The 13,981-nt window shown below is 68.1% G+C and carries 17 protein-coding genes; 5 read left to right on the top strand and 12 right to left on the bottom strand.

The genetic code is table 11. The features are described 5' to 3' along the window. The 7 genes from VLK61_RS13505 to VLK61_RS13475 all read right to left on the bottom strand — a co-directional run. Positions 1-858, bottom strand: an 858-nt coding sequence (locus VLK61_RS13505; protein WP_325421990.1) for a glutamine synthetase beta-grasp domain-containing protein, incomplete at its 3' end; no start/stop codon positions are given. Between the two features lie 212 nt (positions 859-1,070). After that, on the bottom strand, positions 1,071-1,868 hold the full coding sequence (locus tag VLK61_RS13500) for a competence/damage-inducible protein A (protein WP_325421988.1): 798 nt from the start codon (positions 1,866-1,868) through the stop codon (positions 1,071-1,073). Then, entirely contained in the window at positions 1,865-2,755 is an 891-nt protein-coding gene (locus VLK61_RS13495) for an EI24 domain-containing protein (RefSeq protein ID WP_325421986.1), read from the bottom strand. The genes VLK61_RS13500 and VLK61_RS13495 overlap by 4 nt, the downstream gene beginning before the upstream one ends. 17 nt (positions 2,756-2,772) lie before the next feature. Then, positions 2,773-3,738: a sterol desaturase family protein gene (locus VLK61_RS13490; protein WP_325421984.1), complete on the bottom strand. Its 966-nt coding sequence runs from the start codon at positions 3,736-3,738 to the stop codon at positions 2,773-2,775. Beyond that, positions 3,735-4,517 carry a polysaccharide deacetylase family protein gene (locus tag VLK61_RS13485; protein ID WP_325421982.1) on the bottom strand — a complete coding sequence of 261 codons (783 nt, stop codon included), beginning with the start codon at positions 4,515-4,517 and terminating at the stop codon, positions 3,735-3,737. The genes VLK61_RS13490 and VLK61_RS13485 overlap by 4 nt, the downstream gene beginning before the upstream one ends. Next, positions 4,501-5,457: a YncE family protein gene (locus VLK61_RS13480; RefSeq protein WP_325421995.1), complete on the bottom strand. Its 957-nt coding sequence runs from the start codon at positions 5,455-5,457 to the stop codon at positions 4,501-4,503. Before VLK61_RS13480 ends, VLK61_RS13485 begins: the two co-directional genes overlap by 17 nt. A 162-nt stretch (positions 5,458-5,619) precedes the next feature. Then, complete coding sequence (locus VLK61_RS13475; protein WP_325421980.1) at positions 5,620-6,438, bottom strand: TIGR00266 family protein; 819 nt, start codon at positions 6,436-6,438, stop codon at positions 5,620-5,622. Between the two features lie 103 nt (positions 6,439-6,541). On the opposite strand from VLK61_RS13475, the gene VLK61_RS13470 reads away from it, so the two are divergent. Then, positions 6,542-7,333, top strand: coding sequence for an IclR family transcriptional regulator domain-containing protein (locus VLK61_RS13470; RefSeq protein WP_325421978.1), 792 nt, complete (start codon positions 6,542-6,544; stop codon positions 7,331-7,333). Positions 7,334-7,347: 14 nt separating this feature from the next. On the opposite strand, the gene upp is transcribed toward VLK61_RS13470, so the two are convergent. The 4 genes from upp to VLK61_RS13450 form a co-directional block, all read right to left on the bottom strand. Further along, positions 7,348-7,980 carry a uracil phosphoribosyltransferase gene (upp, locus tag VLK61_RS13465; RefSeq protein ID WP_325421976.1) on the bottom strand — a complete coding sequence of 211 codons (633 nt, stop codon included), beginning with the start codon at positions 7,978-7,980 and terminating at the stop codon, positions 7,348-7,350. 66 nt (positions 7,981-8,046) lie between these two features. Next, positions 8,047-8,799 carry an SIR2 family NAD-dependent protein deacylase gene (locus VLK61_RS13460; protein WP_325421974.1) on the bottom strand — a complete coding sequence of 251 codons (753 nt, stop codon included), beginning with the start codon at positions 8,797-8,799 and terminating at the stop codon, positions 8,047-8,049. A gap of 25 nt (positions 8,800-8,824) precedes the next feature. Further along, the gene (gene rlmB, locus VLK61_RS13455; protein ID WP_325421972.1) at positions 8,825-9,559 is read right to left on the bottom strand and encodes a 23S rRNA (guanosine(2251)-2'-O)-methyltransferase RlmB; all 735 of its coding nucleotides are present in this window, start codon (positions 9,557-9,559) and stop codon (positions 8,825-8,827) included. After that, positions 9,556-10,275, bottom strand: coding sequence for a DUF1624 domain-containing protein (locus VLK61_RS13450; protein ID WP_325421970.1), 720 nt, complete (start codon positions 10,273-10,275; stop codon positions 9,556-9,558). Before VLK61_RS13450 ends, rlmB begins: the two co-directional genes overlap by 4 nt. 114 nt (positions 10,276-10,389) lie before the next feature. Here VLK61_RS13450 and VLK61_RS13445 point away from each other — a divergent pair, with 114 nt between their 5' ends. The 4 genes from VLK61_RS13445 (at position 10,390) to VLK61_RS13430 (ending at position 13,468) form a co-directional block, all read left to right on the top strand. Continuing rightward, positions 10,390-10,818 carry a hypothetical protein gene (locus VLK61_RS13445; RefSeq protein ID WP_325421968.1) on the top strand — a complete coding sequence of 143 codons (429 nt, stop codon included), beginning with the start codon at positions 10,390-10,392 and terminating at the stop codon, positions 10,816-10,818. A 17-nt stretch (positions 10,819-10,835) separates the two neighbouring features. After that, positions 10,836-11,672, top strand: a complete 837-nt coding sequence (locus VLK61_RS13440) for a DKNYY domain-containing protein (RefSeq protein ID WP_325421966.1) — start codon at positions 10,836-10,838, stop codon at positions 11,670-11,672. 88 nt (positions 11,673-11,760) lie between these two features. Next, a complete protein-coding gene (locus tag VLK61_RS13435) occupies positions 11,761-12,219 on the top strand; it encodes a DUF3592 domain-containing protein (protein ID WP_325421964.1) in 459 nt (152 codons plus the stop codon). A 43-nt stretch (positions 12,220-12,262) separates the two neighbouring features. After that, a complete protein-coding gene (locus VLK61_RS13430; RefSeq protein WP_325421962.1) occupies positions 12,263-13,468 on the top strand; it encodes a class I SAM-dependent methyltransferase in 1,206 nt (401 codons plus the stop codon). Between the two features lie 9 nt (positions 13,469-13,477). Here VLK61_RS13430 and VLK61_RS13425 read toward each other — a convergent pair whose 3' ends face one another. Next, a complete protein-coding gene (locus tag VLK61_RS13425) occupies positions 13,478-13,969 on the bottom strand; it encodes an NAD(P)H-dependent oxidoreductase (protein WP_325421960.1) in 492 nt (163 codons plus the stop codon). Positions 13,970-13,981: the final 12 nt, after the last annotated feature.

Here is a 13,981-nt window from a genome sequence, read left to right as displayed (position 1 = left end):
GGCGAACAGGTTCTTGCCGTCCTTCCAGACCGACTGGTGCACGTGCATGCCCGAGCCGTTGTCGCCAACGATGGGCTTGGGCATGAAGGTCGCCGTCTTGCCATAGGCATGGGCGACGTTCTGGATCACGTACTTCTGCAGTTGGACCCAGTCGGCGCGCTGCAGCAGCGTGCTGAACTTGGTGCCGATCTCCATCTGGCCGGCGTTGGCGACCTCGTGGTGATGCACTTCGCAGGGAATGCCCAGCGATTCGAGGATCAGGCACATCTCCGAGCGCATGTCCTGGAAGCTGTCGACCGGCGGCGTCGGGAAGTAGCCACCCTTGACGCTCGGGCGGTAGCCGGAATTGCCGTGCTCGTATTCCTTGCCGGTGTTCCAGGCAGCTTCCTCGGACTCGATCTTCGAGAAGCAGCCGGACATGTCGTTGCCCCAGCGCACGCTGTCGAACACGAAGAATTCCGGCTCGGGACCGAAAAAGGCCGTGTCGCCCAGGCCCGAAGCCTTCATGTAGGCCTCGGCACGCTTGGCCAGCGAGCGCGGGTCGCGCTCATACGGCTTGCCGTCCGAGGGCTCGACCACGTCGCAGGTCAGGATCAGTGTGGGTTCTTCGAAGAACGGGTCGATGTTGGCGGTGTTGGGGTCGGGCATGAGCTGCATGTCCGAAGCTTCGATGCCCTTCCAGCCGGCAATCGAAGAACCGTCGAAGGCATGACCTGACGTGAACTTGTCTTCATCGAAATGGGAAACGGGCACGGACACATGTTGTTCCTTGCCGCGGGTGTCGGTGAAACGGAAGTCAACGAACTTGACTTCGTTTTCCTTCACCATCGACATCACGTCGGCGACGGTCTTGGCCATCAAGAATCTCCTAGCAGGACGCGTGTAACTGGGGTGGGTGGATGGGGAGTGCGCAGGCTTTGTTCTTGAGAGGTGGGACCCCCTCGAAAGCGCACTGGAATGTAGCAGAAAGCATGCCCAGTTCTGGCAGGCCGCCGACCCCGCGGCAGCGCCTGCCCGGACCAGGCAACGCACCAACATGATGCCGCGTCAGGCCCCACTTTGGAGCGGTTCTAGCGCACCACTTCAGGGCCCAACGCCACCCCCAAGACCGACAGGCCGCGGCGCAGCGCCTCGAAGGCGGCCGGCATCACGTCCGGCGCGCCCTTGACGCCCAGTTCGATGTGCCGGCCGTAGACCGGATGGTCCACGCTGGGCAGGCTGAACACGCGCACGCCGGGATGGTCGGCTTCGATGGCCTCCATCAGCGGCGTCAAGCTGGCCTCCATCGAGCCCATCACGATCACCGAGTGCTCGGCCTGCCGGTGGCTGCCGTGCAGGGCTGCATAGCGGCCGTCGAGCAGCGCTTCGATCATCGGATGGGCCATCACCGGGAAGCCCGGCACGAAGTGCACGTCGCCGACCGAAAAGCCGGGGATCTTGTTGTACGGGTTGGCAATCAGCTCGGCGCCCTGCGGGAACATGCCCATGTTCAGGCGATGCTGGTTGTCGGCACGTTCGGGCTCGTAGGGCTTGCCTTGCTCACGCGCCACGTCCCGCATGCGTTCCAGGATCAGCTCGCGCGCCAGCGGATGCAGCACCAGCGGCCGCTGCAGCGCGGCGGCAGCACACTGCCGGGTGTGGTCGTCGGGCGTGGCGCCAATGCCGCCGCAGCTGAAGACGATGTCGTCGCCGCTGAAGGCGTCGCGCAGCGCCGCGGTGATGTGGTCGCGCCGATCGCCGACGTATCGCGCCCAGGCCAGCGCCAGGCCGCGCGCGGCCAGCAGCTCGATGACCTTGGCCATGTGCTTGTCCTGGCGCTTGCCGGACAGGATCTCGTCGCCGATGATGATCAGGCCGAAGTGCTTCATGCGATGGGGCCCCGTGGCAGCGGCGTCAGGCCGGTTTCCGGCGGCGGCAGGGCCTCGATCACCTCGCCCATCGGCGGCACCGCCGCGGCGGCGCTCTCGGCTCGCAGCACCGCCAGCGCCGACAGGCAGTAGTGGGTGAACCACAGCGAGCTGAACGCGAAGATCAGCGTGTAGAGCCACACCGCGATCGGCGCCAGGAAGGGCAGCATCACCAGCGTGAAGGCGCTGAAGGCGAACAGCAGCGTCGGCGCCGCGCCCAGGTAGCCGGTGACGATGCCGATGGCCAGCAACTGGCCGCGGTGGCGCTGCATCAGCGTGCGGCGCTCGGTGCCGCTGGCATGTTCGGCCCAGACGTCGAAGCTCATCACGCGGTAGGTCAGCCAGCCCCAGATCAGCGGCGGCAGCAGCAGCGCCAGCGGCGGGATGAACCACAGCGGCAGGCTGATCAGCAAAGCCACCAGCGCTGCCCCCGTGCAGGCCAGCGACCACAGCAGGCCGCGCAGCAGGCCGGCGCCGTGCTTGCGTTCCAGCGTCGGGAAACGGCGTGTGGCGACCAGCGTCACCATCGCCGGCGTCATCAGCAACGCCACCAGCAGCAGCGACAGCACGATGGTCAGCGGCACCGTCACCAGCAGCACGATCAGTGGCACGACCACCACGCGCAGGCGGGCGCCGACGATGTCTTCGGCCCAGCGCAGCGCCGCATCCACGTACTGCGTGTTCTCCAGCCCGGCACGCACGGCATCGATGGCCGGCTCCCAGAAGAACCAGCCCAGGCCGAACAGCAGACCGGCGCTCAGCGCCAGCGGCAACAAGGACAGGCCGATCACCTTGGGATGCAGGCAGTAGGCCGCGGCACGCCAAAAGGCGTCGAGCAGGGGTTTCATATCGGCCGAAGAATACGTCAGGCCCGGCGCGCCAGACGCTTCAGGCCCAGCCACTGCTGCGACCAGAAGCCGCGCCCGTAGTCGCGCCCGCCTTGGTCGGGCAACTGATCGCGGATGCCGGTGGGGTGGTCCAGCCCGTCGTAGCGCGCCGTGCCGAACAGCAGGTCCCACACCGGGAACAGCACCGCGAAGTTGTGGCCGCCCAGCGTGCCCTGCCCTTGCGATTCATGCCCCACGCCGATGCCATGGTGCAGCCGGTGGTAGCGCGGGCTGACCAGCAGCCGGCTGCCCAAGCGTCCGAAATCCAGCTTCACGTTGGCATGCGACAGACTCTCGATCAACTGCGTCACCGCCACCAGCGCGACAAACTGTCCTGGCGGCACGCCGATCAGCTGCGCGACCAGCACGAACAGGCTGTCGCGCAGCAGGTCGTCGAGCAGGTGGTTGCGGTTGTCGGACCACAGCGTCATCTGGCGCTGGCTGTGGTGCAGTGCATGCAGCTGCCACCACCAGTGGAAGTGGTGCTGGGCGCGGTGGAAGCCGTAGTCGACCAAGTCGAACAGCAGCAGGTACAGCACGAAGCTCAGCACGGCGATGTCGGTGACACCGGGCCACAGGCGGTCGAGGTCCAGGCCCGACCAGCCCTGCAGCCGGGCCTGGCCGACCAGCGCGTCCCAGAGCGGGTCGATGCTGAAGAACAGCAGCACGCGGAACAGGCCCAGCCGGTGGATCAGCGTGTACAGCACATCGGTGCGCACCGCGGCGCGATCGGTCACCGCCTCGGCCGGCCGCCAGCGCTCGAGCGCCCGCATCAGCGTCAGCATCACGGCGATCTGGATCAGGCCGACCAGCAGCCAACCAGTGGCATCGAAGCCGTCTTCCAGCAGGTTGCCCAGGCCGGTCTCGAACATCACCGGCTGCACGACGCCTTCGAACAGCGCCTGCTGCAGGTCGCCGAACCAGTCCAGCGGGGAAAGACTCATCGCAAGGCGCCCACTCGCACACCGTACTGCGGATGCTCACGCAGCGTCGCGAAACAGAAGCCCTTGGCCTTCAGGCCGGCGATCAAGGGCTCCAGCACGGCCGGCGCCCAGGGGTCGTGGCGCGACCAGATGCCCAGGTGCGCCAGCAGGATGTCGCCGCGGCGGATGCTGGTCAGCGCCTTCTCCAGCAGTTGCTGACTCGGGAAGCGCTCACTCGGCAATTCGTCGCCGAGGAAGCCCGCAGCGGACCAGCCCACATGCGTCCAGCCGCAGGCTTGCGCCGCCTTCAGCAGCGCCGGCGAGGTCTTGCCGCCCGGGGCGCGAAAGAGCGGCAGCATGGCCTGCCCGGTCATCGCCTTGAAGCGATCGGCCGGGCGCTGAAGGTCGGCGCAGTACTGCGCTGCCGTCATCGTTATCGTCTTGCCGGCCTGCGCGCCCATCGAGGGCCGCAGTGCGAAGCTGCCGTCGGCGCGATCGGCCAGCCACTGCGCGTGATCCCAGGTGTGCGAGCCGAAGGCATGGCCTTCGGCAGCTCGCTCGCGCCACCACGGCGCCCAGTGTTCATCGAGGCTGTCGCCACCCTCCAGCGTGCGTTCGTTGGCCAGGAAGAAGGTGACCTTGACCTGCTGGCGCTTCAGCACCTCGGCCACCAGCGGCGCCACGCCCATGTGGCCGGTGTCAAAGCTGAGGTAGACGGGTTGATCGCAGGAACCCGCGGCCTGCACCGCAGACAGGCCGGCCAGCACAATGCCGGCTAACAGGCTAACGACGCGGCGCATGATCCAGCGTCCACACGCCATGCGGCGAGCGGCCCACGGGAACCTGGCGCAGCAGCTTGCGGCTGTCGATGTCGACGAAGCTCAGCTTGCGCGCCCAGCGCGAGGTCACCAGCAGCGTCTTGCCGTCGGCCAGCAAGTCCATGCAGTCCGGCCCGCCCGGGCCCGGCAGCTGCGCGGTCACGGCCAGCGTCTGCGTGTCGATCACGCTGATGGTGTTGGCCACCCGGTTGCTGACGAACAGCTGCCTACCGTCGCCCTTGCCGCGGAAGGCATGCGCGCCGTCGCCGGTGAGGATGCGCTGCAGCAGGTGCGGCTGGGCGCCGGAGACGTCGTAGACCTCGACGTACTTGTCGCCGGTGAGGCCGACGAACAGGCGCTTGTCGTCCGGCGTCACATAGACATCGGCCGGCAGCTTGCCGACCTTGATCTTCCAGCGCGGCGCCTGGGTGACCAGGTCGATGGCCATCAGTTCGTCGCTGTCCTGCAGCGAGACATAGACCACCGTGCTCTTGGTGTCGATGTACAGGTGGCTGGGCGTCTTGGGCGCCGGGATGCGCTTGACCAGCTTCATCGGCGTGGCCGGATCCTGCGGCTGCCAGCGGTACAGATCGACATGGTCCAGCCGATTGGCCGCCGTGACAAACCACTTCATGTCCGGCGAGAAGCGCAAGTGGTAGGGGTCGGCGATGTCGTACAGCGTGCGCTGCACCTCGGCGGTGACCGGATCAATGAAGGTCAGCGAATCGCTCAGCGCATTGGCCACCAGCAGGCTTTTTTCATCCGGCGTCAGGTACAGGTGGTGCGGCTCCTTGCCGGTGGCGATGCGCTTGCGCTCGGTGAAGCTCACCGGGTCGATCACGCTGATGCTGGCATCGAGCGAATTCAGCACGAAGATCGGGCGCGGCGGCGGGTTGGCCTGCGCGGCGCCGGGCACCAGCATCAGGGCAGGCAACAGCGCGGCGGTCAGCGCCAGGACGGCGGCACGGCGCCGCGGAGCAAGTGGAAACATCGGCACGGAACCAGGCGAGGCGGACAGGGGGCGGGGCAACCTGCTAGTGTAGGTGCCCTGCCCCGGCTGTCGAGGGCATGGCCTTGCGGCCGCTCAATCGTCGTCGCCGCCGCCGAGGATGCCGCCCAACAAGCCGCCGCCGACCACGCCGCCGAGGATCGAGCCCTCTTCCTTGCCGCCACCGCCGCCCTGTGGCGCCGCGGCGAAGATCCGGCTGGCCAGGCGAGAGAACGGCAGGCTCTGCAGCCAGATCGTGCCCGGCCCGGTCATCTTGGCGAAGAACAGGCCTTCGCCGCCGAACAGCGCCGTCTTGATCTTGCCGACGTACTGGATCTCGAAATTGACGTTGGGCGTGTAGGCCACCACGCAGCCGGTGTCGACCATCAGCGTCTGGCCGGGCAGCAACTCGCGCTTGACGCAGGTGCCGCCAGCATGCACGAAGGCCAGGCCGTCGCCTTCGAGCTTTTGCATGATGAAGCCTTCGCCGCCGAAGAAGCCGACCGACAGCTTGCGCTGCAGCGCGATGCCCAGTGAAACGCCGCGTGCCGCGCAGAGGAAGGCGTCCTTCTGGCAGATCAGCATGCCGCCCAGCTGGCGCAGGTCCATCGGCAGGATCTTGCCGGGGTACGGCGCACCGAAGGCGACGGTCTGCTTCTGGCTGGCGTTGTTGGTGTAGACCGTGGTGAACAGCGATTCGCCGGTGATCAGGCGCTTGCCGGCGCCCAGGATCTTGCCGAAGAAGCCGCCCTGACTGGCCGAGCCATCGCCGAACACCGTGTCCATGCCGACGCCGGCATCCATGAAGAACAGGCTGCCGGCCTCGCCGACTGCCGCCTCGCCGGGGTCGAGCTCGACCTCGACGAACTGCATTTCCGAGCCCTTGATTTGATAGTCCACCACATCCATGGCCATGATGACGACGCTCCTGTGATCTGCGCAATGAAAACGGCCGCGATGGTACCGAATCCGCCGGCGCAGCGGGACGTCGTCGTCGGAATCGATAATCGCCGCGCCGATGAACCCCACCCCCCTGCCCGCCCCCTCCATCCCGCCCGGCGACGGCTACGTGCAGTCCTTCGCGCGGGGCCTGGCGGTGATCCGCAGCTTCAGCGCCGAAGCGCCGGCGCAGACGCTGAGCGAGGTGGCACAGCGCGCCGGCCTCACGCGCGCCGGCGCGCGCCGCATCCTGCTGACGCTGCAGACGCTGGGCTATGTCGAATCCGAAGGCCGGCTGTTCCGGCTGACGCCAAAGATCCTGGACCTGGGGTTCGCCTATCTGTCCTCGCTGCCGCTGTGGCAGCGTGCCGAGCCGGTGATGCAGGCGCTGGTGGCCGAGGTGCACGAGTCCTGCTCGGCCGCGGTGCTGGATGGGCCGGACATCGTCTACGTGCTGCGCGTGCCGACCCACAAGATCATGAGCATCAACCTCGGCATCGGCAGCCGGCTGCCGGCCTACTGCACCTCGATGGGCCGCGTGCTGCTGGCCGACCTGGGGCAAGAAGAGCGCGAACGCCGTCTGGCGCTGCGCCCGCCGCAAGCGCTGACCTCGCACACGCTGACCGATGCCCAGGCCATTGCCGCCAGCATCGACGCCGTGCGGCGCGAGGGTTACAGCCTGGTCGACCAGGAACTCGAAGAAGGCTTGGTGTCGATGGCGGTGGCCATCCGCGACCGCAGCGGCCGCGCGGTAGCGGCGCTGAACATCAGCGGCCAGGCCAACCGCACGCCGCCGGCGATGATGCGCGAGCAGTTGCTGCCGAAGCTGCAGGCCGCCGCCGGCGAAATTGCGCGGCTGCTCGCGGCCTGAGGCCGCCTGGATCGTCAGTCTTCCTTCGTTCCAAAAATCTTGTCACCGGCGTCGCCGAGGCCCGGGATGATGTAGCCAATCTCGTTCAGGTGGCTGTCGATCGCCGCGGTCCAGCAGCGCACGTCGGGATGGGCCTTTTCGAGTGCGGCAATGCCTTCGGGCGCGGCCACTAGCACCAGCGCACGGATGTCCTGGCAGCCACGCTTCTTCAGCAGGTCGACGGTGGCGATCAGCGAGCCGGCGGTGGCCAGCATCGGGTCGACGATGATCGCGGTGCGTTCCTCGAGGTGGCCGACGAACTTTTCGAAGTAGTGCACCGGCTGCAGGGTTTCATGGTCGCGCGACAGGCCGACGACGCTGATCTTGGCGTTGGGCACCAGGTCCAGCACGCCGTCCAGCATGCCCAGGCCGGCACGCAGGATTGGCACGATGGTCACCTTGCGGCCGGCGATCTGCTCGATCTCGACCGGTCCGCTCCAGCACTGGATCGTCGTCGTCTCGATCGGGAAATCGGCGGTGGCTTCGTAGGCCAGCAGGCGGGCCAGCTCATGCGTCAGCTCGCGAAACTTCTTGGTCGAGATCTGGTCCTCGCGCAGCAGGCCGATCTTGTGGCGAACCAGCGGGTGGGACACGGCGATGACGGGCATGGTGGTCTCAGTCGGCAGCGATGCATGCCAGTGTAGCCAGCGGCCCGCCGCCGGTGATGACCGCCGCTACAGCGAGTCCAGCAGCAGCGGCAGCAACCGGGCCGCCGTGTCCGGCAGATGCAGTTGCGCATCGCCGTCGATGTCGCTGGCGTCCGGGTTCACGATGATCACGAAGGCGCCGGCCCGGCGCGCCTGGGCGGCCAGGCCGGCGGCCGGCCAGACGACGCCTGAGGTGCCGACCACCAGCATCGCCTGGCAGCTGCGCGCCGCCTGCTCTGCGGCCTGCAGCGCAACAAAGGGCAAGGCCTCTCCGAACCACACGACACCAGGACGCACCAGGTTGCCGCACGCCTCGCAGCGCGGCGGCACAGTCGGTGCAGCCCATGCCGTGTCGCAGCTCATCGCGCGTGGACAGGCGTCGAGCCACTGGTCTTCGAGCATGTCGCCGTGCAGGCGGATCGTGTCGACGTTGCCGGCGCGCTGGTGCAGGTCGTCGACGTTCTGGCTGACCAGCGTCAAGCGGCCGGGGTGGCGTTTCGCGAAGGCTGCCAGCGCGTGGTGACCGGCATTCGGCTGCGCGGCCCGCACGGCAGCACGGCGTTCGGCGTACCAGCGCCAGACCAGCGACGGGTCGGCGCGGAAGCCTTCCGGGCTCGCCAGTTGCGCGGGGTCGAAGCGCGCCCAGAGGCCGCTGAGGGCGTCCCTGAACGTTGCGATGCCACTCTCGGCACTCATGCCGGCGCCGCTCAGCACGCAAATCGACGAGGCGGCCCGCAGGCGCTCAATGGCGTGCTGCAGGGCGGCGGCATCCACGCTCATATCGAGGCCTGGGAAGAGTGCCGGGTCATCCCTTGCGTTGGCGCAGCACCTCGTACAGGCACACGCCAGCGGCCACCGAAACGTTCAGGCTCTCGACCGCGCCCTGCATCGGGATGCGCACCAGTTCGTCGCAGGTCTTGCGCGTCAGCTGGCGCATGCCCGGGCCCTCGGCGCCCAGCACCAGTGCCACGGGGCCGCGCAGGTCCACGTCGTACAGCGTGTGCTCGGCATCGTCGCTCAGGCCGATGATGCGGATGTCGCGCTCCTTCAGCTCATTCAGCGTGCGCGCCAGGTTGGTCACCATCAGGTAGGGCACGGTCTCGGCCGCGCCGCTGGCCACCTTGGCCACCGTGGCGTTCAGCCCCACCGCGTGGTCCTTGGGCGCGACCACCGCATGGGTGCCGGCGCCATCGGCCACGCGCAGGCAGGCGCCCAGGTTGTGCGGATCGGTCACGCCGTCCAGCACCAGCAGCAGCGGCGGACCTTCCACCTCGTCGAGCACGTCGTCGAGCGAATGGCGGGCCGGCAGCGGGTTCACGCGGGCCACCACGCCCTGGTGGCGCGGGCTGCCGCACAGCTGCGTCAGGCGGCCATCGTCGCTGTCGACCAGGCGTGCGCCGGCGGCCTGGGCCCGCTCGGCGAACTGCCGCATGCGGGCATCGCGCCGCGTGGCATCGACCTGGATGTCGACGATCGATTCGGGCGCGGTCTTCAGCCGCACGGTCACGGCGTGGAAGCCGAAGAGGATCTTGGAGCTCATGCGATCCAGTGTACGTAGGCCAGGATCAGGCCGATCAGCACCGGCTGATGGACCATGTAGAAACTCAAGGACCAGCGGCCCAACAGCGCCAGCGGCTTCAAGGGCCCGGGCAGGCGGCCGGACAACGCCGCCGGCTTGTGCGTCAACAGCCAGCGCCCGCTGGCCAGGCCCCAGCACATCACGCCCAGCCAGGGCAGCACCGGCACGAAGTCTTCGGTGATCGGCTTCTTCGTCACCAGCCCGACCCAGTTGCTCAGGCGGCTGTCGAAGAACGGATGCGCGATGAACAGCGGCAGCAGCAAGGCCACCAGGCCGACGAACCACAGCCCGCGGCCCAGCGGCGCCATCAGCCGCACCAGCACCAGCATCACGATGATGCCGTGCAGCACGCCGAAGCTGATCCAGCTCTTCGGGAACATCAGCGCCGAAGCGGCCGAGACCAGCACCGCGCAATCGAAGATCTGCAGCCAGCGCTTCCAGAAGCGGCCCCAGGCCTGGCCGGCATGCAAGGCCGCCGCCTGGCCCAGGCCGGCACAGAACAGGAACAAGGTGACGATGCAGGTGCGCTGCACCGTCCAGAACGGGTCGGCATGGAAGTTCTGCCAGGGCCTGACCAAGCCGAAGTGATTCAGATCGAAGCAGAAATGGAACAGCGCCATCCAGACGATGGCGGCACCGCGCAGGGCATCCAGGCGGTCGAATCGAGCAGGGTTCATTGTTGTCGGTGGCGCTTCGGCGCGATGGTAGTGCACCGATCTCGCAACCAATGAAACCCGAGCGCCCCGGTGCGTGAAGCCCGGGTGAAACCGCTGCTGCAGACGATACCGGCCATGAACACCGCACCCAGCTTGCTGAACCGCCCCGCCCTGGTGGCCGAGACCGAAGCCACGCTGAAGGCCATGGCACTGCCCTGCCTGTCCCTGGCAGCCGCGGTCGCCGCGGCGTTGATCTGCTGCGCCGCGACGCCCGTGCTGGCTCACGAGGTCAATGCCGGCAGCATGCGCGTGCTGCTGGCGCTGCTGACCCTGCCCTTGTGGCTGTGCCTGCTGGTGGTGTTCGGCGCCAGCCTGCTGGCCGGGGCCTTCGATGGCCTGACGCAGCACCGCTCGCTGCAGGCCGCGGGCGTGCTGCTCGCCGTCAGTGCGCTGGCCTACCTGATCGGCCGCGGCGCGCTGGCGCAGCAAACGGTCCCGCTGGTGGTGCTGCCGCCGCTGGCGCTGGTCGCCGCCGCGGCGCTGCGCTGGTGGCCCCGCGGCTGAGCCCAGGGAGCATGCCCATGCTGCGCTTTGCTGCTGGCCTGATGCTGTTGAGCGGCCTGGCCTGGCTCTGCGGCTGCGACAGCCGTGAGCCGTATCAGCGCAAGGACGGCCACTGGGCCTTCGAGGACCGCCCGCTGGGCGATGGCCGCGTCGACCAGCTCAGCGTGCTGAACCGCCGCTTCGCGAAGACAGCAACGCAGGCCTTCTACCGCCACGCGCCGATCGACGAGGCCGACGCCGCCAGCTTCGAAGCGCTGGACGAACACCATGCGCGCGACCGCCACCGCGTCTACCACGCCGACACCTACCGCGACTCGCAGGACTACTTCACGACCCAGCGCATCCGGCTGAAGGTGCTGGCCGACGCCGACCCCGCGAGCTTCCGGCTGCTGGAGCAGGGCTACGCGCGCGACGCGCACCACCTGTATTTCGACGGTCAAGCATTCGCCGTGCGAGACGTCGCCAGTTTCGAAGTGCTGGAGCACGGCTTCGCCCGCGATCAGCACAGCGGCTACTACCTGCGTGCACCGGTGCGCGACAGCGACGGGTCGCGCTTCGAAGTGCTGGCGCCGCACTACGCCAAGGACGCCAGGCACGCCTTCTTTGCCGACCTGGACTACCGCCGCAGCGGCCCGGCGCGCGTGCGCACGCGACGCCTGACCGGTGCGGAACTGGCCACGTTCAAGGTGCTGGAACGCGGCTACGCGGTCGATGCCGGCCGGGTCTACTGGGAGGGCGAGCCCGTGCCCGGCGCCGACTCTGCCAGCTTCAGCCTGCTGCCCTCATCCACCGGCGACGCCGACGCCCATGATGCGCAACGCCGTTACCAGCGCGGCCGCCCGCTCGCTTCATGAGCACCCCCAAACCTGCCACTTCGCGTCAGGCCCCCCGAGGGGGTCAAGCAAGGTGGCAGAGCCACATTTCCTTGTGACGATGCCGGCCATGCAACAGCTCATCATCTTTCTGATCTTCGGCGGCATGGGCTTCATGCTGCTCTACGTCGGCTGCACACAGTGGCGGCTGCAACGCCGCCTGATGCGCCATGCCGTGCCTGTGCCCGCGCGCATCGTGCGCTCCGAGGTGCACAGCGGCACGCCGAGCGACAGCGACGACAGCGTCACGCACCGGCCCGAGCTGCGCTTTCGCTACCACTGCCAGGGCCGCGCCTACGAGAGCGAGATGCTGCACCCGACGATCATCGTGCAAGGCCATCCCAGCCACGCCTCGGCCGAAGAGCTGCTGGCCGCCTACCCGCTGGGGGCCAGCATCGTCGCGTATGTCGACCCGGCGCACCCCGACAAGGGCTTCCTGGTGCCGCAGGCGTCGATCGGACCGCTGGTCTTCCTGCTGCTCGGCGCCCTGCTGCCACCGCTGGCCTGGGTGATCGGCGGCGTGCTGTAGCGAGGCCGGCGACAATCCGGCGCATGCCCCGAGCCGCAGCGCCATGACCTCCCGGACCGATGCCCTGAGCGACTTCGTCGACCTGCTGTGCAGCAGCTTGGCCGAAGGCCGCTTCGTCAAGGCCACGCTGGCCAAGTACCGCGGGCCGGAGACTGACCTGCAGCGTGTGCAACTGCGCAGCGTGCCGCTGCGCGGCGAACCGCACCTGCAGCTGGTCTACCGGCATGCCACCAAGGACATCACGAAGAACCACCCGCTCGCCGAAGCCCCGGCACTGCTGCAGAGTCTGCTCGGCGCACAGGCCTTTCGCCACGCCCAGTTGCAGACGCACGACGGGCAGGCCGAGCTGATGATCTCCGAACGCGGCCAGACCACGCTGCGACGCAGCGGCAGCGCCCCCACCACCGCGCCGACCGACAGCGCGCCGCAATCCCACAACCGCGAAAAGCAGCGCTGGTTGACGCTGGACCGGCCCTTCCTGGCCGAGCTGGGCGTGACCACCGCGCTGCACACGCTGGTACCGGCGATGGCGCGCAAGTGGAAGCAGATCAACAAGTTCATCGAGGTCTTTGCCCATGCGCTGGCGGCCTCGCCGCTGGCCGAGGCCCGGCAGCTGAACCTCGTCGATTTCGGCAGCGGCAAGGGCTACCTGACCTTCGCGATCCACGACTGGCTGCGCCATGCGCGCGGCATCGAAGCCCAGGTCACCGGCGTCGAGCTGCGGCCGGACATGGTCCAGCTGTGCAGCGCGGCAATCGACAAGCTGGCGCTCAACGGCTTGCGCATCGAACAAGGCGACGTGCGCAGCTGGACGCCGCAGGCGCTGAACGTGATGATCGCGCTGCACGCCTGCGACACGGCCACCGACTACGCCATCGACCTGGGCCTGCGCGGCGGCGCCGACATCATCCTGTGCTCGCCCTGCTGCCACAAGCAGATCCGCCCGCAGCTGCTGCAGCCGCACCCCTTGCGGGCCATCCTCCAGCACGGCGTGCACCTGGGCCAGGAAGCCGAGATGCTGACCGACGGCCTGCGCGCGCTATTGCTCGAAGCGAGCGGCTACGACACCCAGGTGTTCGAGTTCATCTCGCTGGAACACACCAACAAGAACAAGATGATCCTGGCCGTCAAGCGCCGGCAACCCAAGCCGGCCGAACCGGTGCTGCAGCAGATTGCCGAGGTCAAGGCCTTTTACGGCATCCGCGAGCATTGCCTGGAAACGCTGCTGGCGGCCCGGCGAGCCGCCTGATCGGCGCATTCAAAACACACCGAGCGACAGACCAGCGGCCAGCGCTGCGCCCAACTCGTGACAGCGCGCCAGTTCGGCCGCCGCGATCAGCTTGGGCGCCAGGATGCGCTCGGGCGTCTGCGCATCGGTGTTGACGATGATTGCCGGCGCCACGGCCTTCAGCCGCCAGCCGGTGCAGATGCGCTCGATCTGCCGGACCGCATTGCTGCCATCACTGCCGGCGCAGACCAGCGCGGCATAGGGCCGGCCGTTGATGCGGTCCAGCGCCGCGTAGTAGCAGCGATCGAAGAAGTCCTTCATCAGCCCGGACATCGCGGCCAGGTTCTCGGGCGTCGCGAACAGGTAGCCATCGGCCGCCAGCACCTCATCCGGCTGCGTCTCCACCGCCGGCTGCAAGCGCACGGTGACGCCCTGCTCCTCAGCAGCGCCTGCCGCCGCGGCCTCGGCCATCTGGCGCGTGCCACCGGTCATCGTGTGGTAGACGATCAACAGCGTCTTCATCGCTGCAAGCAT

Origin of the sequence: Aquabacterium sp. (assembly GCF_035476535.1) — a bacterium.
Classification (GTDB): Bacteria; Pseudomonadota; Gammaproteobacteria; order Burkholderiales; family Burkholderiaceae_C; genus Pseudaquabacterium.
Note: the sequence above shows the minus strand (reverse complement) of the source record. Positions and strands in the feature narration are given on the sequence as shown.